General features: G+C 70.0%; 19 protein-coding genes. 9 read left to right on the plus strand and 10 right to left on the minus strand.

What is annotated here, in order from left to right; translation table 11 throughout:
- Nucleotides 1-253 precede the first annotated feature (253 nt).
- From Hrr1229_RS11730 to Hrr1229_RS11745, 4 genes are all read right to left on the minus strand, one after another.
- Nucleotides 254-946, minus strand: a complete 693-nt coding sequence (locus Hrr1229_RS11730; protein ID WP_123112723.1) for a molybdopterin-binding protein — start codon at nucleotides 944-946, stop codon at nucleotides 254-256.
- 97 nt (nucleotides 947-1,043) lie between these two features.
- On the minus strand, nucleotides 1,044-1,808 hold the full coding sequence (locus tag Hrr1229_RS11735; RefSeq protein ID WP_123112722.1) for a DUF5803 family protein: 765 nt from the start codon (nucleotides 1,806-1,808) through the stop codon (nucleotides 1,044-1,046).
- A gap of 3 nt (nucleotides 1,809-1,811) precedes the next feature.
- The gene (locus Hrr1229_RS11740; RefSeq protein WP_123112721.1) at nucleotides 1,812-2,507 is read right to left on the minus strand and encodes a DUF2110 family protein; all 696 of its coding nucleotides are present in this window, start codon (nucleotides 2,505-2,507) and stop codon (nucleotides 1,812-1,814) included.
- Entirely contained in the window at nucleotides 2,507-3,031 is a 525-nt protein-coding gene (locus Hrr1229_RS11745; RefSeq protein WP_123112720.1) for a transcription factor, read from the minus strand. The genes Hrr1229_RS11740 and Hrr1229_RS11745 overlap by 1 nt, the downstream gene beginning before the upstream one ends.
- Nucleotides 3,032-3,203: 172 nt before the next feature.
- Between Hrr1229_RS11745 and Hrr1229_RS11750 the strand changes: the two genes are divergently transcribed.
- A complete protein-coding gene (locus tag Hrr1229_RS11750) occupies nucleotides 3,204-4,250 on the plus strand; it encodes a hypothetical protein (protein ID WP_255212492.1) in 1,047 nt (348 codons plus the stop codon).
- A gap of 51 nt (nucleotides 4,251-4,301) precedes the next feature.
- Here Hrr1229_RS11750 and Hrr1229_RS11755 read toward each other — a convergent pair whose 3' ends face one another.
- The gene (locus tag Hrr1229_RS11755; protein ID WP_255212588.1) at nucleotides 4,302-5,705 is read right to left on the minus strand and encodes a PAS domain-containing protein; all 1,404 of its coding nucleotides are present in this window, start codon (nucleotides 5,703-5,705) and stop codon (nucleotides 4,302-4,304) included.
- A 240-nt stretch (nucleotides 5,706-5,945) separates the two neighbouring features.
- Here Hrr1229_RS11755 and Hrr1229_RS11760 point away from each other — a divergent pair, with 240 nt between their 5' ends.
- Nucleotides 5,946-7,430, plus strand: coding sequence for an ATPase domain-containing protein (locus tag Hrr1229_RS11760; protein ID WP_123112718.1), 1,485 nt, complete (start codon nucleotides 5,946-5,948; stop codon nucleotides 7,428-7,430).
- 43 nt (nucleotides 7,431-7,473) lie between these two features.
- Here the strand turns inward: Hrr1229_RS11760 and Hrr1229_RS11765 are convergent, their stop codons facing one another.
- Nucleotides 7,474-8,079 carry a tRNA (cytidine(56)-2'-O)-methyltransferase gene (locus tag Hrr1229_RS11765; RefSeq protein ID WP_123114842.1) on the minus strand — a complete coding sequence of 202 codons (606 nt, stop codon included), beginning with the start codon at nucleotides 8,077-8,079 and terminating at the stop codon, nucleotides 7,474-7,476.
- 161 nt (nucleotides 8,080-8,240) lie between these two features.
- On the opposite strand from Hrr1229_RS11765, the gene Hrr1229_RS11770 reads away from it, so the two are divergent.
- Both Hrr1229_RS11770 and Hrr1229_RS11775 read left to right on the plus strand, forming a co-directional pair.
- Nucleotides 8,241-9,320: a phosphoribosylaminoimidazolesuccinocarboxamide synthase gene (locus Hrr1229_RS11770; protein ID WP_123112717.1), complete on the plus strand. Its 1,080-nt coding sequence runs from the start codon at nucleotides 8,241-8,243 to the stop codon at nucleotides 9,318-9,320.
- Between the two features lie 144 nt (nucleotides 9,321-9,464).
- Nucleotides 9,465-10,181 carry a DUF47 family protein gene (locus Hrr1229_RS11775; RefSeq protein ID WP_123112716.1) on the plus strand — a complete coding sequence of 239 codons (717 nt, stop codon included), beginning with the start codon at nucleotides 9,465-9,467 and terminating at the stop codon, nucleotides 10,179-10,181.
- 31 nt (nucleotides 10,182-10,212) lie between these two features.
- Here Hrr1229_RS11775 and Hrr1229_RS11780 read toward each other — a convergent pair whose 3' ends face one another.
- On the minus strand, nucleotides 10,213-12,945 hold the full coding sequence (locus Hrr1229_RS11780) for an AAA domain-containing protein (protein ID WP_123114841.1): 2,733 nt from the start codon (nucleotides 12,943-12,945) through the stop codon (nucleotides 10,213-10,215).
- Between the two features lie 94 nt (nucleotides 12,946-13,039).
- On the opposite strand from Hrr1229_RS11780, the gene Hrr1229_RS11785 reads away from it, so the two are divergent.
- The gene (locus tag Hrr1229_RS11785) at nucleotides 13,040-13,384 is read left to right on the plus strand and encodes a hypothetical protein (RefSeq protein WP_123112715.1); all 345 of its coding nucleotides are present in this window, start codon (nucleotides 13,040-13,042) and stop codon (nucleotides 13,382-13,384) included.
- Nucleotides 13,385-13,439: 55 nt separating this feature from the next.
- Complete coding sequence (locus Hrr1229_RS11790; RefSeq protein WP_123112714.1) at nucleotides 13,440-13,991, plus strand: hypothetical protein; 552 nt, start codon at nucleotides 13,440-13,442, stop codon at nucleotides 13,989-13,991.
- A gap of 49 nt (nucleotides 13,992-14,040) precedes the next feature.
- Here Hrr1229_RS11790 and Hrr1229_RS11795 read toward each other — a convergent pair whose 3' ends face one another.
- The 3 genes from Hrr1229_RS11795 to Hrr1229_RS11805 all read right to left on the minus strand — a co-directional run bounded on the left by Hrr1229_RS11795 (nucleotide 14,041) and on the right by Hrr1229_RS11805 (nucleotide 16,033).
- Nucleotides 14,041-14,361: an ArsR family transcriptional regulator gene (locus tag Hrr1229_RS11795; RefSeq protein WP_123112713.1), complete on the minus strand. Its 321-nt coding sequence runs from the start codon at nucleotides 14,359-14,361 to the stop codon at nucleotides 14,041-14,043.
- 318 nt (nucleotides 14,362-14,679) lie between these two features.
- Nucleotides 14,680-15,048 (minus strand): cupin domain-containing protein, encoded by a 369-nt coding sequence (locus tag Hrr1229_RS11800; RefSeq protein WP_123112712.1) that lies wholly within the window; start codon nucleotides 15,046-15,048, stop codon nucleotides 14,680-14,682.
- A gap of 73 nt (nucleotides 15,049-15,121) precedes the next feature.
- Nucleotides 15,122-16,033: a 1,4-dihydroxy-2-naphthoyl-CoA synthase gene (locus Hrr1229_RS11805; protein WP_123112711.1), complete on the minus strand. Its 912-nt coding sequence runs from the start codon at nucleotides 16,031-16,033 to the stop codon at nucleotides 15,122-15,124.
- A 248-nt stretch (nucleotides 16,034-16,281) separates the two neighbouring features.
- Between Hrr1229_RS11805 and Hrr1229_RS11810 the strand changes: the two genes are divergently transcribed.
- Genes Hrr1229_RS11810 through Hrr1229_RS11820 form a run of 3 tightly spaced genes read left to right on the plus strand, consistent with a single transcriptional unit; the run spans nucleotide 16,282 to nucleotide 18,901 of the window.
- On the plus strand, nucleotides 16,282-17,307 hold the full coding sequence (locus Hrr1229_RS11810; protein ID WP_123112710.1) for an ABC transporter substrate-binding protein: 1,026 nt from the start codon (nucleotides 16,282-16,284) through the stop codon (nucleotides 17,305-17,307).
- Complete coding sequence (locus Hrr1229_RS11815; RefSeq protein ID WP_123112709.1) at nucleotides 17,307-18,110, plus strand: ABC transporter permease; 804 nt, start codon at nucleotides 17,307-17,309, stop codon at nucleotides 18,108-18,110. Before Hrr1229_RS11810 ends, Hrr1229_RS11815 begins: the two co-directional genes overlap by 1 nt.
- Before the next feature lie 11 nt (nucleotides 18,111-18,121).
- Complete coding sequence (locus Hrr1229_RS11820; protein ID WP_255212493.1) at nucleotides 18,122-18,901, plus strand: ABC transporter ATP-binding protein; 780 nt, start codon at nucleotides 18,122-18,124, stop codon at nucleotides 18,899-18,901.
- Nucleotides 18,902-18,916: the final 15 nt, after the last annotated feature.

Consider the following 18,916-nt stretch of genomic DNA (forward strand, 5'->3'; position numbering starts at 1 on the left):
TAAGCGGGCGCGTCTCGGTCGGCGCGGCGGTCCCGAAGTTCAATACTTAAGACGCCCCCGGAGAAACCGCCGGGTATGCTCCTGGAAGCCGCCGTGACCGAGCCGCTCCCGATCGACGCGACCGCGACCGCCGTGCTCATCGCGAGCCTCGTCGTCACCGCCGTGTGGCTCGCGTACCTCTACCGGTAGGCCGCGCCGCTCCCTGTCTCCGTTCTCTTCGACGCCGCTCCCGCCCAGTCGCCGGTCGGCCCGCTCACCGCGACTCGACGAGCGTCGACCGCTCTCGCACCCACTCGGCGGCGCGCTCCGCCTCCGCCGCGCTCGTCGCCGTGATCTTCACGCGGACGCTCTCGCCTGGGTAGGAGCCGACGCTGACGTCGAACTCCTCCTGCAGGGCGGTGAACCGCTCTAACAGGGCGCTCTCCGGCTCGTCGACGTCGACCGTGACGGTGTGGGTCGGCGTCCCCTCGAACTCGTCGGCGATCGACTCGAACATCGCCTTCATCTCCGTCGGGACGCCCGGGAGGACGTACACCGACTCGACGACGGCGCCCGGCGCGACCCCGGCCTCGTTGGCGAGCGGTCGGCAGTCGGCCGGCAGGTGCGTCGTCTCCGCGGCGAGGTCGTCGGCGCTGTACCCCCGATCCGCGAGCCACGCCGCGGCCTCCTCGTTCTTCTCGAGCCCCCGGCCGAAGGCGGCCGCGACCCCCTCCATCGTCACGTCGTCGTGCGTCGGGCCGAGCCCGCCGGTGACGATCACCGTGTCGTACTCGGCGTGGTACTCGTTGACGACCCGCGCGATCTCGCCGACCTCGTCGGGGAGGACGGTCACGCGGCGGACGACGACGCCCCGTTCGTCGAGCCGGTCGCAGAGCCACGTCGCGTTCGTGTTCTCGGTGTCGCCGACGAGGAGCTCGTCCCCGACGGTGACGACGGCGGCGTTCATACCTCTGATAAGGCGGCGCGCACTCAAAAGCACCCGAGTTCGGGCCGCGGCTACCGGCCGGACGCCCGGCCGCCGGATCCGGAAAATCCCCCTCCGACTACTCCTCGTCGTCGTACACGCCGAGCCCCAGCTCCCGGCGCTTCTCTCGGAGCTCCTCCAGCTGTCGCCGGAAGTAGGCGACACCGACCACCGCCGCGACGAGCGCGACGGCGAGGATCACGCCGAAGACGAGCAGGTCGGTCTCGCGGTACGACTGGACCACGACCGACCCGCCCTCGACCGACTCCCAGGTGATCCGGTCGCGCCCGTCGATCGTCTCGACCTCGTGGTCGCGCGGCGCGACGTGGCCCACGACCGGGAAGTCGGTGCTGAACCCGGGCGGGAGCGTCACCGCGTAGGACCCGTCGACGTACGCCAGCGTGGTGAACCGCCGGGGCGAGCCGGCGGCGGAGAAGGCGACCTGTCCCTCGCCGGTCCCCTCGGGGAAGCGGACCCACGTCTCGTCGGGCGTGCGGTCGACCTCGCCGCCGCGGGCGCGGAACTCGGTGCCGTTGAGCACCTCGCCGTCGGCGGTCCGGTACCGGAACGCCTCGAACTCCAGCGGCTGGTCGCCGGCGTACGGCGTCTGCCTGTACAGCCGCAGCTCCTCGACGTCTGAGACGTCGTACACCGCCGTGTACTGGGTGCCGGTCGAGAGGTTAAAATCGGCGTCGCGGTCCGTGTCGAAGTCGTACTCGTTCGGCGGCTCCGCGTCGAGGGTCTCGTTCGGGACCTCGCCGCCGTCGTTGACGTAGGTGAGACAGCCGGCGCTGACGGCCAGCAGCGCGACGACGGCGACCGCGAGGGCGAAACGTCGGTTCACAGATCAGACGACGCAGCGCATCTCCGCCGGGAGGTACGAGCCGATCGCGGCGAGCAGCCCCGGCGGGTCGGTGTTCTCAGTGCAGACGATGCTCTGTTCCAAGAGCCCGAGCCGCTCCACGGTCACGATGTCCTGCGCGTGGCCCGCGCGGTTCACCGTCGCGCGCACCTCGCCGCGGGTCGCCGAGTTGACGTTGACTCGGCCGTCCCCGCGTTGCCAGTCGTAGAGGCGGTCGCGCTCGGCGTCCGCGAGGCGGCTCGGCTCGGCGTCCGGGTCGCCGACGTCGCCGCCGTAGACGAACCGCAGCGAGAGGTGTTGGACCAGTCCGAAGCGCTCGACCACCTGCGCCGGCGACCCCCGCCCGAGTCCGATCTCGTCGGCCGGGATCCGGACCTCGACGCCGGCGTCGAGGACGAACCCGTCGTCGTCCCACGATTCGAGGGTCCCGACGTACTCCTCGCCCGCCGCCAGCCCGCCGTCGTGGGCGACGATCTCCCCCCACGTCTCGGCGAGGACGTTCCGGGCGACCTCGGCGTCCTCGCCCGTCACGTCCACCTGCACGAAGTCGTCGTCGCGGACGCCGACCTGCCACTCCACGCTCAGTTCGCCGACGTCGTTGGCGACGAGCGACCCCATGCCGTCCAGCGCGCGGTCGCGGGCGTCGCCCTCGACGTAGCACTTGGTTGCGAGGACGACCATTAGCCCGTCACGTCCACGTTGAGTTCGTCGCGGAGCTCCTCGACGCGCTCTCCCATCGCCTCGCGGAGACGGTCGTTGTTCATCGCCTCGACCGGGGAGCCGCACTCGGGGCACTCGAAGCCGAAGTCCATCGCCTCGCCGAACTCGAAGCGGATGGAACACACCTCACAGAGGTAGAACTCGTGGGTGCGCTCGTACTCCTCGCGCTCCTCTAACGCCTCGAGCAGGCGGTACATCTCCTCTTCGAGGTTCTCCGGGATGTTGTCGTAGTGGAACGTCCAGAGGTACGTGAGCCACCCCGAATCCTCGTCGCGCACTCGGCGGTACGTGGCGAGGTCGTTCTCGTACAGGATGAACAGCGCGCGTCGGACGTCGTTGAGCTCCAGTCCGAGCTCCTCCGCCAGCTCCTCGTCGGTGACCTCGCCGTCGGGCGGCGCGGCCGCGACCGGCATCCCCGTCGGCCCCACCAGCTCGTGGAGGTACTTTTGGATGACGGGGTCGTTCAGTAGATCCTCAAAAGCCATTACATGAAATTGGTGGTGGAACCGGGTTAAAAGCTCCGAAAGGGCCACCGTCGTCCGGCACCGGTCCGGCCGGAGATCCGCCCGCCGGCGGCTCGGACGACCGCCGCTGCGAGCCCGACCCCGGCGGCGGCTCCGGCAAAACTTTACGCCGGCCCTCGCACCGTCCGTGCGTATGAGCGAGTCCGGCGGTCAGCCTCCCCGCGAGTCCGGCGGTCAGCCTCCCCGCGAGTCCGGCGCCCAGAACGGCCGGATTCGCTTCCGGCGGGCGGTCGGCGCACTCGCGCTCGCGACGGTCCCGGTGCTACTCGCCGCGGCGCCGCTGATCCCCGCTGCCGTTCTCCTCGGCCCAGCCGGGCTCGGCGTCGTCGACTCGGCCGCGTTCGGCGGTGTCCCACCGGCCGCCGCCGCCGCGCTCGCCGCGGTCGCCCTCGGTCTCGGGGGGTCCGCGCTGGTCGGGCCGGTCCTCGTCGACCGGCGGATCGCGCGGCTCCCCGAGGCCGAGCTCGACGACCGCCCGGCCGACTTCGTCGCCGACCGGGTCGCGACCCTCGCGGAGGAGGTCGGCGTCGACGCCCCCGCGGTGACGGTCGTCCGCGCCGACGCGGCCAACGTCGCCGTCGCCGACGGCCACCGGGGCGCACGGCTCGTCGTCTCGACGCGGCTGCTCTCCCTGCCGGCGGCCGACCGCGACGCCGCGCTCCGCCACGCTCTCGTCCGGCTCCGGACCCGAGAGGCGGCGGTCACCACGGCCCTGCTGCCGGCGCTAGCGATCGTCGAGACGGTCGCCCTGCTGGCGACGCTGCTCGTCGGGCGCCGCGCCGATCGGACGGCGGCCGACCGCCGCGTCAACCGGATCCACGGGTACGAGCCCGAGGGGAACCGGGTCCCGCCGCGGGCGTACACGGTCGCCGGCGTCCTCCTGTGGCTGCTCCTGGTGCCGGCGTGGGTCCCCGCGGCCGTCGGCGAGCGGCTCTACGTCGGCGGCGGTCGCCGGGACGCCGACGCCGCGGTGGCGCGGCTGGGACGCGACGAGCGCGACGGCCTCGGGAACGCGGTCGCGTTCGCCGGCGAGGCCGCGGGCGCCGCCGACTGGCCGCCCCTGCTCGACCGGCTGTCGCTCGCCTCGATGGCGGACGCCGAGACGGGCCGCGTTCGCGGGACGAGCCGGCAGGAGGCGCGGCTCCGCCTCGCGCTGCTGCGCTCGAAGCGGTCGCTCTGAGGCCGGTCGCGCCGCGACCCACGTCGACTCGCTCGCGGCCCGGATTCCCGTCTACGGGTGCGCGGGCACGACCAGTCGGACCGTGGTCCCCTCGCTCGACGTGTCGATCGAGAACTCCCCGCCGGCCTTGCTCACGACCCAGTAGATCAGCCAGATCCCCAGCCGGTCCGCGTGCTTCAGCGACGTCTCGCCACGGTCGAGCACGCGCGTCTCGTGGTCCGGGATGCCGGGACCGTCGTCCGCGATCTCGACCGCGAGCCACTCCGGCGACTCCCGCTCGACGCTGACCTCGACCGACGGGCTCGGCCCGTCGTTGTGCTTCACCGCGTTCTCCATCCCCTCCTCGATCGCCGTCACCAGGCCGACGACCGTCGTTTCGAGCGAGTCGTCGGGCGGCAACGAGAGGGAGACCGTCGCCTCGGGGTACCGGTCCTCCACCTGCGACCGCAGCTCGATCAGCCGGTCGCGGAGCTCGATGGGGGTCCCCGCCGGTGAGGGAACGGACAGCGTGCGGTCGAGCTTCTGGACCGCGGAGGCGATCCCCATCAGGTTGTCCGCCGTGCGGTCGATCACCGCGAGCGCGTCGTGCGCGTCCTCGTCGTCGGTGTCCTGCCGCAGCAGCTCCGTGTACCCCGTGATGAGGTTCATCTTGTTCCGGAGGTTGTGGCTGAGCACGCGGTTCATCACCTCCAGCCGCCGCTCCCGGATCTTCCGTTCCGTGATATCCGACTGGAACCCGACGTAGTGGGTGACTTCGCCCTCCTCGTCGCGGACCGGAGCGATCGTGAGCCGGTTCCAGAACTTCCGGCCGTTGCGGCGGTAGTTCAGGATGTCGACCGCGACCGGCCGCTCCTCGTCGATCGCCTCCCGGAGCGTCGCGATCGCTTCCGGGTCGGTGTCGTCCCCCTGCAGGAACCGGCAGTCGACGCCGAACATCTCGGAGCCGTAGCCGGTGAGGGCTTCGAACTCCTCGTTCGTGTACACGAGCGGGTTGTCCCCCGTCCCCTCCTCGTCGACCTCCGCGATCGAGATCCCGACGGGCGCCTCGTCCATCGCCTGCTCCTTCAGTCGGAGGTCGTCGACGGTCTCCGCGAGCTTCCGCTCGCGGGCCGCGAGCCGGAGGGAGGTGCGCCGCCGCTCGACGAGGTTGGCGATCCGGGTGCGGAGGGCCCGCTTCCGCACCGGCATGTTGATCACGTCGTCGACGTAGTCCCACGTGGTCTCCGTCGTCGACCCGCCCGCGTCCTCGCTCACGAGCAGGACGAACGGGAGGAAGACCGGGTCCGACAGCTCCCGCCGCCGCCGGATCGACCCCGCGACCCGGTTGAACTCGCGGGCGTCGAAAACGCAGCAGTCGAACCTCGATTCGAGCGTCTCCACGTCTGTCGTCGTCTCGACGCGGAACCGGTCGCCTAGGGCGTCGGCCACCAGCTCGCGGTCGCGTCCCGGGCGCATGAACAGCAGCACCCGGGCGTCCTCGTCGGGTTCAGGCGGCCCTCCGGCGGAGGTCTCCTCCTCGGTCCGGTCTCCGACTCCGGCGCCGACGGTCGCTTCGGACGACGCGTCGTCGACGTCGCCTCCGGAGGGCGAATCGTCGGCGAGCCCCTCGGGGCCCGTATTCATCTCTCGTGGAACGTGTACGGGCGACCACTAAGAGTTACCCATTTTTAGTATCCCGCGCACGGAGAGGGTCTCATGTCCGAATCACTGCCCGACCGCGTTTCGACCGGCATCGCGGGCCTCGACGAGATACTGTCAGGGGGGCTCGTCCCGGAACGGAGCTACATGGTCCGCGGGCGAGCGGGCAGCGGGAAGACGATCCTGAGCCTCCACTTCCTCCAGCGAGGGGTCGAGGAGGGGGAGACGTCGCTGTTCATCAACCTCGAGGAGGACGCTCGCGACCTCAAGGCGAACGCGGCCGCGCTCGGCTTCGACACGGAGGGGATCGAGTTCCTCGACCTGAGCCCCAGCGCCGACGTGTTCACCGAGGACCAGTCGTACGAGGTGTTCGCGCCCGAGGAGGTCGAGAGCGAGCCGCTCACCGACCGGATCGTGGAGGGCGTCACCGAGGTCGACCCCGACCGCGTCGTCGTCGACCCGCTGACGCAGCTCCGGTTCCTGCTGTCCGACGACTACCAGTTCCGCAAGCAGGTCGTCGGATTCATGCGGTTCTTAAAAGACCAGAGCGCGACCGTGGTCTTCACCGTCCAGAACACCGACTCGCTGCCGACCGACGACCTGGAGTTCGTCACGGACGGGTCGATCCACCTCGGCGCGGAGGAGTACGGCAAGACGATCGACGTGCCGAAGTTCCGCGGGTCGTCGACGCTGAGCGGCGACCACGCCTACCGGGTGACCGACGACGGCGTCGAGGTGTACCCGGCGCTCCAGCCCGGGAGACACACCGGGGAGTTCGCGTTCGAGCAGATCTCCTCGGGGATCGACGGGGTCGACGACCTGCTCCACGGCGGGATCGAACGCGGCACGGTCAGCATCGTCAGCGGGCCGACCGGGGTCGGCAAGACGACGCTGAGCACGCAGTTCATGAAGGAGGCCGCGGAGCGCGGCGAGCGTTCCGTCATCTACCTGTTCGAGGAGAGCCGCGGGACGTTCCTCACGCGCTCCCGCGCCGTCGGCATCCCGGTCGACGAGATGCTGGAGCGGGGGACGCTTCAGGTGAACGAGGTGGAGGCGTTGGAGCGCTCGCCGCAGGAGTTCGCCCGGATGGTCCGCGAGGAGGTCGAGGAGCGCGGCGCGGAGATCGTGATGGTCGACGGGATCGCGGGGTACCGGCTCACGCTCCGCGGCGAGGAGGGGATGATGCTCGAGCAGATGCACGCGCTGGGCCGCTACCTCAAGAACATGGGCGTGACCGCGGTGTTCATCGACGAGACGCGGAACATCACCGGCGAGTTCCAGGCCACCGTCGAGAACATCAGCTACCTCGCCGACAACATCGTCTTCCTCCGACACCTGGAGGTGCAAGGCGAGATGCGGAAGGCGATCGGCGTCTTGAAAAAGCGGACGAGCGACTACGAGCGGACGATCCGGGAGTTCCGTATCACCGCCGACGGCGTTCGGGTCGGTGAGCCGATGACGGGGCTCCGCGGTATCCTGAGCGGGACGCCGGAGATCGTCGACGACGCGGCGGAGTTGGAGGGCCTCGACGAGGAGGAGTGAGCGCCGGCGAGCGGAGAGGCCGTCGGCGACGAAACCGCCCGCCTTAGTTCGACTCGTCTTCGTCCGCATCGACGTCGACGACCGTCTTCCCGGTCGGCTCCGGCATCACCTCGCGGTCGGCGTCGGTCCACTCTCGCTCTAACTCCTCCCCCTCGAACAGTCGGTCGAGGAACACCGCGAGCCCGGCGACCTCGGAGTGCGGCTGGTTCGTCACGCCCACGTTGAAGTCGGCGCGCTCGTACAGCGCCCACGGCACCTTCTCGCCCCCGACGACGACGAGGAGGTCGCGGGGCGCGGTCGGTTCGCCCTCTGCGTCCGCATCGTCGCCCGTGTCCGGGAGCCCGACCGCCTCGCGGATCTCCGTCTCGACGTCCTGTACGCGCTCGCCGTACATCGTGAGGTGGACGACGACGCCCTCGAAGTCCCGAACGATCGCCTTCTGGTCCGCGCGCAGTTCGACCGCGAACGGGCCGCCGAACCGGTCGGTGATGTCCCGCACCGTCTCCGCCGACTGCCCGGCGTTGTCGGGGAAGATCACTCGGTCCGCCCCGAGCGCCCGGGCCGTGAGCCCGACGTGCGTCGTCATGCGGTCGTCGCGTCCGGGCCGGTGGCCGTACCGGAGGACGGCGACCTCGCGCGCCTCGTGCATGTCCGGCGATGCGCCCGCGACGGGTGTGGTCCTTTCGATGCGGTTCCGCGAGCGGCCCGGCATCTGAAGGACACCACATTCGTGGATCATCGGAAGAATCAAAGCCGAAAGGTGACCACGTAAGTGAAAGATTCATGGGGGAGGCGGTCACCGGGTGAGGTATGACGAGCGTCAAGGAGTTCCGCGTCGACGAGCCCGCGACCGCCGACTCGCTCGGCCGCGGTCGCTTCGTCTTCACGGACGCGTACTCGGTGTTCGACTGGGGGCAGATGCCCGACGCGATCCCGCGGAAGGGCGCGAGCCTCTGCGCGATGGGCGCGTTCAACTTCGAGCTGCTGGAAGACGAGGGCGTCCCGACCCACTACCGCGGGGTCGTCGATCCGGGCGAGGGGACAGAGGTGGAGGACGGCGACGGAGAGCCGGAGCCGGTCCCCCTCGCCGATGCGAGCGCCCCGCCGACGGAGATGGCGATCGACCTGACGCAGGTCCCCGACCTCCCGTACGAGGGGCCCGAGGCCGGCTACGACTACGACGCCTTCCACGCCGCGGGCGGGACCAACTACCTCGTGCCGCTGGAGGTCGTCTTCCGGAACCGCGTCCCCGTCGGCTCCAGCCTCCGGCGGCGCGCCGAGCCCGCCGACTTCGGCCTCGACGCGGACCCCGACGTCGCCGCCGACGAGTGGCCCGACGAGCCCGTCGACCTCCCGGAGCCGGTCGTGGAGTTCTCCACGAAGTACGAGGAGCAGGACCGGTACCTGACCCGCTCCGAGGCCGACCGGATCGCGGGCGCCGCCGATGTCGACGCCCTGGAGTCGCTCGCGCTCGACGTGAACCGCGTCGTCACCGAGCGCGCCGAGGCCGCCGGCTTCGCCCACGAGGACGGGAAGATCGAGTGCCTGTACGCCGACGGCGAGCTCCGCGTCGCCGACGTGGTCGGCACGTTCGACGAGAACCGGTTCTCCTACGGCGGCCGCGGGATCTCGAAGGAGGTCGTCCGGCAGTGGTACAAGGCGAACGACCCGGAGTGGGTCGAGGCCGTCACGGAGGCGAAGGCGTCGGTCGCCGAGCGCGAGATCGACGACTGGCGCGAGCTCTGCGAGCGCGACCCGGAGCCGCTCCCCTCGGCGGTCGTCGACGCGGTCTCGGAGCTGTACGCGGCCGGGACGAACGCGTACACCGGTCGCGAGTGGTTCGACGTTCCGGACATCGAGTCGGCGCTCGACGCGGCCGACGACTTATAAATAATCGCGACCGCCACCGCCGGAGAACGCGACTGTCGCCGCAATGGGAACGCGCCCGTCGCCGCCGGAGAACGTCCCGCCGAACCCTCACGATCGACGAGACGCGAGCGAACCTCTTTACTCCCGACGCGCGTGGGACGAGACATGTCCACCGACGCCGACTTCGGAGAGCGGTTGGAGGAACACACCGAGACGTACCTCGACCGGATAAACGACTGCGTCGCGCTCCTCCCGCGGGCGCTCGACGAGTACGCGAGCGACGGCCCGTACCGCGAGACGGCCGACGAGATCGCCGCCATCGAGAGCGAGTGCGACGGCTTAGTCCGGGAGATCCGGGGCGTCATCACCAACGCCGGCCCGGACGACATCGGCCTCCTGAACACGCGGATCAACTTCAACGAGTCCGCGCTGCTCGACTTCTACACGGAGCTCGACGTGGTGGCGAACCACACCGAGCGGATCGTCCAAGAGGTGATCATGATGCGGCCCGACGCCGACGTCGACCCGTTCGGCGACATGCGCGAGATGGCCGCCCGCATCGTCGAGATGGTCGCGGTCCTCGGCGACGTCGTCGCGCGGTTCGTCCACGGGCTCGCGCGCAGCGACGCGACCGAGACGCTCACGGAGGGGATCGAGTCGATCCGCGCGCTGGAGAGCGAGTGCGACGAGCTCCGCAACGACGCCATCGCGACCGCCTTCGCCGACGACGCGATCGGCGAGCCGCTCGTCTACCGCGAGCTCGCGATCCTCCTAGACGAGCTGGCGAACACGATCGAGGACCTCACCGACCGCATTATCGTCATCGCCAGCAAGGAGCCGGGGATCGTCACCGAGGCCGACCCCGACGCGGACGAGGAGTAGCTTTATAAAAGCGGACGGGTCGGCGACCGGCTCAGCGCCGCGCCCATTCGAGCATCCGCTCGTAGAACGGCTCCGAGCCGAGCGCGTCGGCGTCGCCGACGAGCGTCAGCTGCTTTTTCGCCCGCGTGAGCGCGACGTTCATCCGCCGGTGGTCCTCGAAGATGGGCCCGTCGAGGTCGCCGGTGGCCACCAGCGAGACGACGATCACCTCCTTCGAGGAGCCCTGGAACCGGTCGACGGTGTCGACCGTGACCGCGGTCCGCCGGCCGATCTCCGCGACCTGCGCGCGGAAGGGCGCGATGACGCCGATATCGTCCGGATCGACGCCGGCCGCGAGGTAGGCGTCGACGACCTCGGCGACGCGCTCGGCCTCCCGGACGTTCCGGTTGCCGTCGCGGGTCCCGTCCGGTTCGACGAAGTCGACGCCCCCCGCGAGCCCCTCCGGGAGGTCGGCGGGGTCGACGCCGAGGTCGCGGAGGGTCTGCCCCGCCACCTCCGGGGTCGCCGGTCGGAGCGCGCCGTCGTAGAACTCCGCGGAGGCGAACGCCTGGATGCGCTGGCTCATCCGGTACTGGCGGTCGAGCATGACGCTCGCGTCCGGGTACGCCTCGATGAGCCGCTGGAAGAGCGACGTTTGGAGGTCGTTCTCGGCGCGCACGACGGGCGGGAGCTGCTCGTGGTCGCCGACGAGGACGAACCGGTCGGCGAGGTTGATCGCGGCGTGGGTGCCCGGCTCCGTGAGCTGCGAGGCCTCGTCGACGAGGGCGACGTCGAACTCGCACTCGCGCAGCACGCGGGAGCCGCAGGCCGCGGTGGTGGCGGCGACGACGGGCGCGTCCCTGAGCTCGGCGGCCTTCGCGTTCGGGTCGCCGCGCCGGACGAGGCGCACGTCCTGCATGTCGCCGCGGACGCCGGTCTCGGTCCCCACGCGTAGCACGTCGTCGAAGCCCTGATCCCGAAGCGCCTCCAAGGCGTTGTCGACCGCGCGGTTGGTGAACGCCGAGAGCAGCACCCGGTTCCCCTCGGCGACGAGCGCGCGGATCGTCCGGGCGATGGTGTACGTCTTCCCGGTGCCCGGCGGGCCGTGGATCAGCGCGCAGTCCTCGGCGTCGACGGCGAGTTCGACGGCCTCGTTCTGGGACGCGTTGTTGTCGATGTAGGCGTTGGAGGGGTCGTCGTCGGTGTCGGCGTCGTCGCCTCCAGGCGCGTCGACCGGCCGCTCGCTTGCATCCCGGAACTCGGGCTCGCGCCGCCCGAACAGCACGTCCTTCCGCCGATCGCTCCCCTTCAAGATCGCGTCGTGGAGCGCGGTGAGCGAGCGGTCGACCGAGATCTCGGAGGGGTAGACGTCGAGCCGCCGGAGCTCGACCGGCTCGTCGGTCTCGACGACGACCTCGTCGCCGCCGAGCTCGACGATGCGGCCGAGCTCGCCGTGCCCCTCGACCGGGTCGCCGTCGCTCGCGAGCGCAACGTCGCCCTCGCGGAGCTTGGAGACGGCGTCGTCGGGCTTGCGAGCGCGGAGCTCCCACCGGGCGTCGTCGATCTCGGTCCGCGAGACCGGTTCGAGGTCGATGAGGGCGCGGTCGTCGTCGGCGCGCTCCCGGGGGCTCTGCTCCCACAGCTTCCGGTACTCGGCGTGGGTCTCGCGGCGCTCCTCTTCGAGGGCGACGTAGAAGCGGTCGAAGTAGTCGCGCTCCTCGTCGGGCACGGGTGTTCCGACCGACCCCGCCTTCGACTCCTGGTCGAGGCGGCCGGAGACCACCATGCAGGTGTCCTGCTCGAAGCAGTACTGGCACTTCGCGTCGCCCTCGTACCCCGTGGGGACGGTCAGGCGCTCGCCGGGGTCGTCGAGCGCGCGCCACTCCATCGCCGCGAGGGCGTTGCGCTCGCGGACGACGAACTCCAAGAGCCCCCGGCCCACCGAGAACTCCTTGGCGGGCGCCAGGTCCCCCGACTCCTCGTTGCGGTCCAAGGCGGTGTTCTTCGTGTACAGCAGCGTCCCGATGTCGGGGTCGACGCCGCGCTCGTCCAGCATCAGGGCGTAGCAGGCCGCCTGGATCTTGTCGTGGAAGCGCGGCTCGCGCTTGGTGTTCTTCCCCGTCTTCAGCTCAACGGGGGTGCCGCGGCGGAGCGCGTCGGCGCGCCCTTTCAAGCCGAACGTCGGCGAGATGAGGGTGAACTCCGACCGCCAGGTGTCCTCGTCGGAGAGGGTCCCCTGCGCGAGCCACCCCTCGATCGCGGCCGCGTTGCGGCGCACCTCGTCGGCGACCTCCTCGGGCTCGTAGCCCAACAGCCCGAGCTCGAGCCCGGCCTCTTCGACGCGGTCCGCGACCGATTCCTCCAGGTCCATCCCGCGGAGCAGGTCGCCGAACACCTCGTGGACGACGGTCCCCTTGACCACCGGGTAGTTGAGCGGGATCCCCGAGAGCTTATTTAAATAGTACATCCGCGGGCACTGCACCCACGACCGGATCCCGGTCACGTCGACGAGGAAGTCGGGCTCCAGCACGACCCACGAGTCGCCCGTCGTCGCGTACCCGACCTCGCCGCCGAACTCGTCCTCCTCGGCATCGGTGACGAGCAGCTCCATGCCCGGCTCGGCGTGCTCGGCCGTCTCCGCCCACTTCCCCCACAGCGTCACGTCGACCGGGTCGGCCGCGCCGCGCTCGGGCCGGATCCGGAGCTCGCGGAGCTCCCGGTCCCCGTACGACGTCGACACCGTCCGCGTTGCTCCGACGGAGAGGATCGGCCCCCGAACGTTCACGGCCGTCATCGGGAGCGGGCTCGAAAAACGCTGTCGGTGAGAGGTGCGACCGCTCCCCGCGGTCATTTATAATCGCACACGCGAATGGTCCGCTATGACCGACTCGACCCTCTACCGCTACGGGCGCCCGGCGATCGTCGTCTTCGTCCTCTCGATGGCGGTCCTGTCCGCGGTCAGCGGCTACGCCCGGCTGGAGGCGCAGGGACTCGCCGCCCTCGGCGATGTCGTCGTCAACGGCTACATCGCGCTGCTCGTCGTCTGGGGCGTCGCAGTCGAGGGGTTCGACACGGACCGGTTCCGGACCGCGCTGTACGCCGGGCTCGTGCTCTGGGGGGTCGTCGACGTCGCGGCCGGTGCCGTCACCCCCTTCTCCGTCGTCTTCCTCGTCGCCGGGACGGCGCTGCTCGCGAGGATGGCGTACCGCCGGACTCAAAACTAATACCCCCGCCGCGACCGACACGCTCATGCGCCTCTGCTTATAAGGCTACGCCGACATGCGCGTACGAGACTGGGACGACATCCTCGCGGATGTCGCGAGCGACTCGACCGACCCGGCCGGCTGGCGGGCCGTCGCCGGCTCCCGGCGCGAGGGCCTCGGCGAGGACCTCTACTTCGGGCACCCGAACGTCGGCGTCTACCACCTCAAGACGTACGCGAAGAACCCACGCGACCTCCGCGGCGTCGGCGCGCAGGTGGCTCGGAAGGTCGACGACGAGCTCGACCCGCTCCTCCCGAGCGAGGAGTCGGCCGGCCGGTTCGCGGTCCAGTCGCCGCCCGAGGACGAGGACGAGGCGAAAGACGTCGCGACGCGGCTGCGCGAGACGCTGAAGGTCCACGCCGAGGCGCCGACGAGCCCGGACCACCTGTTCGAGGACGTGATGGAGGCGATCGACTCGCCGGCGTTCGGTCCGATGGACTACCGGTTCGACGGGCGGCCCGACGAGCTCGACGAGCTCTCCGAGGCGTTCGACGAGGCCGAGGAGCTCCTCTCGTCGGAGCTGGAGGACCTGATCGACGAGGACGACGTCGACCGCGGATTCCAGTAACGAGCTGGCTTCCGGACCGCTGACTCGTCGCGAGGGACGCCGGCTCCCGCTACCCGTTCGTGGTGCGCGTCTCGGGGATGGAGTCGAGGAGCGTTTCGACGAGTTCGTCACCGCGGTACCGAACCGTCTCGGAAGACGAATCGAAATCGAGCACGTCCGTTGTGGCGAGGCTGGGAAGATGGTTGTGGTGTAACGCTATGGTAACGTCGTCACACCGGTCTCGCCTCGTATCCGACTCCCTGAGGTGGTTCCGAATACTGTGGATCGGCACGTCATCCGCCTCGGTCTTCTGCAGAAAACGAATAATGGCTCGCCGCTCAGACTGAGCTAACAGTTCCAATCTCCGATCGATCTCCTCGCTGGTGTACATCCCCGTGTCACTCCCTTATGAACAACCACCCACCATGTCCATATAAATATGTTTTGTAAGTTCCACTTTCAGGGAATAGTAGAATTTATTGACATTAGAGGCGGCCGGCGATTCGCGTCTGAACGATTGGGAGGGGACTCCCTCTTCGTCTAATCGTGGAGCACGCTCGTGACGACTCCGAACGCCGTGTCCCGCTCGACGTTCGTGGCGGCTACTGGGTGATATAGCGGGTCTTTCGGGACGCATCCCCCGGAATCGTTCGGAGCCGAACAGATTGTACGGTCTATCGGGGCTCTTCACAGGACCAGCCGCACTCGATCAACCGTCGACGCGCTCCAACTCCTCTCTGGTCAGTTCGTTCTCCACGTCGCCCGTGTTCCGCGTACCGGCCGGCTCGAACAGCAGCATGTGGGCCTCCGGCTCGGCGACCGGGCGGTGCTCGGTCCCCCGGGGGACGACGAGCAGTTCGCCCGCCTCGAGAGTCACGTCGTCGCGGTCGCGGAACTCGATCCGGAGCCGCCCCTCCGTGACTAAGAATAGCTCGTCGGCGTCGGCGTGGCTGTGCCAGACGAAGTCGCCCTCCGCCTTCGCGAGCTTCACGGCCTGCCCGTTCAGCTCCCCGGCGAGGTGCGGATCCCAGCGCTCGTCGATCGACGCGAACGCGCTCGCGAGGGTCACCTTCTCCATGCGCCTCCGTGGGCGCTTCACGCTTATAAACGGCCGCGGGATCGCGGCGGTGGGTCGCGGTGTCTCGGGGGCCTCAGTAGTGCCACGGGTACTCTCGGAACTCCGGCTCGCGCTTCTCTAAGAAGGCGTCGCGGCCCTCCTGCGCCTCGTCGGTCATGTACGCCAAGCGGGTCGCCTCGCCCGCGAACACCTGCTGACCGACCATCCCGTCGTCGGTCATGTTGAACGCGTACTTCAGCATGCGCATCGCGGTCGGCGACTTCTTCGTCATCTCGTCGGCCCACTCCAGCGCGACCGCCTCCAGCTCCTCGTGCGGGACCGCCTCGTTGACCATCCCCATGTCCGCGGCCTCCTCGGCCGAGTAGGTCTTCCCGCGGAAGAACACCTCGCGGGCCTTCTTCTGCCCGATCTGCTTCGCGAGATACGCGGAGCCGAACCCGCCGTCGAAGGAGGCGACGTCGGGGTCGGTCTGGAGGAACTTCGCGTGCTCGTCGCTGGCGAGCGTCATGTCGCAGACGACGTGCAGCGAGTGGCCGCCGCCGACCGCCCAGCCGGGGACGACCGCGACGACCGGCTTGGGCATAAATCGGATCAGCCGCTGGACCTCTAGGATGTGGAGTCGTCCGGCGCGCGCCTCCTTGACGAGTGGATCGTCCTCGTCGCCGGCCTCGTCCTCGTCGCGGTACTCGTAGCCGGAGCCGCCCCGCACCGACTGATCGCCGCCGGAGCAGAACGCCCAGCCGCCGTCCTCCTCCGATGGCCCGTTGCCGGTGAGGAGCACGCAGCCGACGTCCGCCTGCTTGCGCGCGTGGTCGAGCGCGGCGTACAGCTCGTCGACGGTGCCCGGCCGGAACGCGTTCCGGACCTCGGGGCGGTCGAACGCGATCCGGACGACGGGAACGTCGGCGCCGCGGTGATAGGTGATGTCGTCGAACTCGTCCGTGACCTGCTCCCACGCGTCGGGGTCGAAGATCTCCGAGACCATACGCGCGTGTTGGCGGGCGCCCTCATAAACGACGGCGGGTCGGTCGCCTGCGATCGCGGATCGACCGCGTGATCGCGCGGCGGTCGCAAATATTGCGTCGACCTGTGACTAGCTAGATACCGTCGAGAGCGCGGATTATACGGCGAACGGCATGGAGACGACCGATACCGCGTGTCTCTGTCGTCATCGGAACGCGCTCTCGTTGCTGGTGGCGCGAGGGTGTTGCCCTCGAAGACCGTTCATCGGATATGTACGACGCAGACGCGCCGACCTCCCGTCGGTCCTTCCTCGCTGCCGCCGGCGGCTCCGCCACGCTCGGGCTCGCCGGCTGTCTCGGTGGCGGCGGCGGCGGGCTCGACGAGCTGACGGTCGCGCACATGCCGATCTACCCCGACCTCCAGTGGTACGTGATGGAGGGCGAGGGGTACTTCGCCGAGATCGACGCCGAGATCGACGGGAAGGAGTTCACCGACGGCCCGGCGATCGTGCAGGCGTTCGGCGGCGGCGACATCGACGTCGCCATGTTCGGCATCGTGCCGGCGATGATCGTTATCGACCGCGAGATCCCCGCACAGGTGACGGCGGCGAACATCCGCGAACCGATGGGGATCATGGCCGAGGAGTCGTTCCACGAGACGTTCGAGGCGGAGGGCGGCGACGCGTTCGCGACGTGGGCCGAGGAGAACGGCGGGCCGTTCCGCTTCGGCACCTTCCCGCAGGGGAGCGTCCCCGACGTGCTGCTCCGCTACTGGCTCGGGGAGGTCGGCGTCGACCCCGAATCGAACGACGCCGTCGAGATAATCGAGATCAACGGTGCCAGCGCGGTCTGGCAGGCGATCGCCAACGGCGAGATCGACGGGACCTCGATCATGGAGCCGGTGCCGACGATCGCGCGGGCGGAGGGCTCGTCGGTCACGATGCTGCGGACGGCCGCGGAGATCCTCCCCGGCCAGCCGGCGGCGGTCACCCTGATGAGCGACGCGGTCCGCGACTCCCCGCTCGCCGCGCAGTTCGTCGAGCAACACGTTCGCGCCACGGAGTTCATCGGCGAGAACCCGGACGCGACCGCCGGGCACGTCGAGTCGGGGATCGGGATGCCCGCGGACCGCGCCCGGCGGGCGCTCGACTCGCCGCTGTCGAACTTCGTCACCGACCCCCGCGAGATCGCCGAGGCGACCCCGGTGTTCTCGGAGTTCGCGGCTGACAACGGGCAGATCGAGGAACGGCTCTCGAACGAGGCGATCTTCGACTTCGAGGCGTACGACTCTCTCTGATGGCGACGGACACCGGCGGCCGGTTCGACGGGTCGGAACTGCGGACCGGGCTCGGCTTGGACGACCCGCGGCGCCTCCTCCGCGGCGCCGCCGGGGTCGTCGGGTTCGTTGTCGCCTGGCACCTGGTCTCGCTCACGCAGCCGGCGTACGTCCTGCCCCCGCCGGTGGCGGTCGCGGACGCGTTCGCCGAGGAGCTCGCCTCGGGGACGATGACGACCGCCCTGTGGTCGAGCGTCCGCCACTGGATACCCGGGACGATCGCCGGGACGACGCTCGGCGTCGCCGCCGGCGTCGCGTTCTCGTGGAGCGGGCTCCTCGACGACGTGACCGCCCCGCTCGTCCGGACGCTCCGGCCGGTCCCGCCGCTCGCGCTGATCGGCTTCGCGATCGCGTGGTTCGGGATCAACGACGCCGGCGCGGCCTTCATCATCGCCGTCGGCGCGTTCTGGATCAACTTCTACGCGTCGTACGGCGCCGTCGAGGGCGTCTCCGAGGACTTACTCGACGTGGGGCGCACGCTCGGCGTGCGCGGCGAGTTCGACATGGTCCGGTCGATCGTCCTCCCGGCGTCGCTGCCGGGGATCCTGACGGGCGTCCGGACCGGCCTCGGGCGCTGCTGGATGCTCGTGGTCGCCTCGGAGATCTTCGGCGTGCCGGGCGTCGGGCGCGAGATCCTGCGCGCGAGCAACAACCTCCTCGTCGACACGGTGATCGCGTACATCCTCGTGTTGAGCCTGATGTACCTCCTCGTCGACGTGGCGTTCCGGGCGGTCCAACGGAGGGTGTTAGTGTGGCGGGCGTGAACGACGACCCGATGACGCGGGACGAATTCGGGAGCGGGGGCGAGTCCGGCGTCGCCGTCGACCGCGTCGGGAAGACGTACGACGGCGACGGGAAGCCGGTCCGCGCGCTCGACGACGTCTCCTTCGGGATCGACGGCGGCGAGTTCGTCTGCCTCGTCGGCCCGTCCGGCTGCGGGAAGACGACGCTGTTCCGGATCATCGCCGGGCTCACCGACGCCACCGACGGGGAGGTCCGGCTCGCCGGCGCCCCGGTCACCGGGCCGACGACGAACATGGGCGTCGTCTTCCAGGAGTACCACCTGTTCCCGTGGCTCACGGTCGAGGAGAACGTCGGGTTCGGGCTCGAACGGAGCGACCGTTCCGAGGCCGAGCGCGAGCAGCGGGTCGACGAGATGCTGGAGCTCGTCGGGCTGACCGAGTTCCGCGACTCGTACCCGAAGTCGCTCTCCGGCGGCATGAAACAGCGCGTCGCCATCGCCCGGGCGCTCGCCGTGGACCCCGAGCTCCTCCTGATGGACGAGCCGTTCGGCGCGGTCGACGCTCAGACCCGGGAGATGCTCCAGCGGGAGCTGCTCGACGTGTGGGGATCGACGGGAAAGACGGTCCTGTTCGTCACGCACGACGTCGCGGAGGCGGTGACGCTCGCCGACCGGATCGTCGTGATGGCCGCCGAGCCGGGCCGCGTCGCCGAGGTGGTCGACGTCGACGTCGACCGCCCCCGCGAGCGCGGCGACCCGGCGTTCGGGGAACACGTCGCCCGCGTGCGGGAGCTTATCGGCGCGCATCCGTAGCGCGACGCGTCGCGC

This window comes from Halorubrum sp. CBA1229 (assembly GCF_003721435.2).
In the GTDB taxonomy this organism is placed as follows: domain Archaea; phylum Halobacteriota; class Halobacteria; order Halobacteriales; family Haloferacaceae; genus Halorubrum.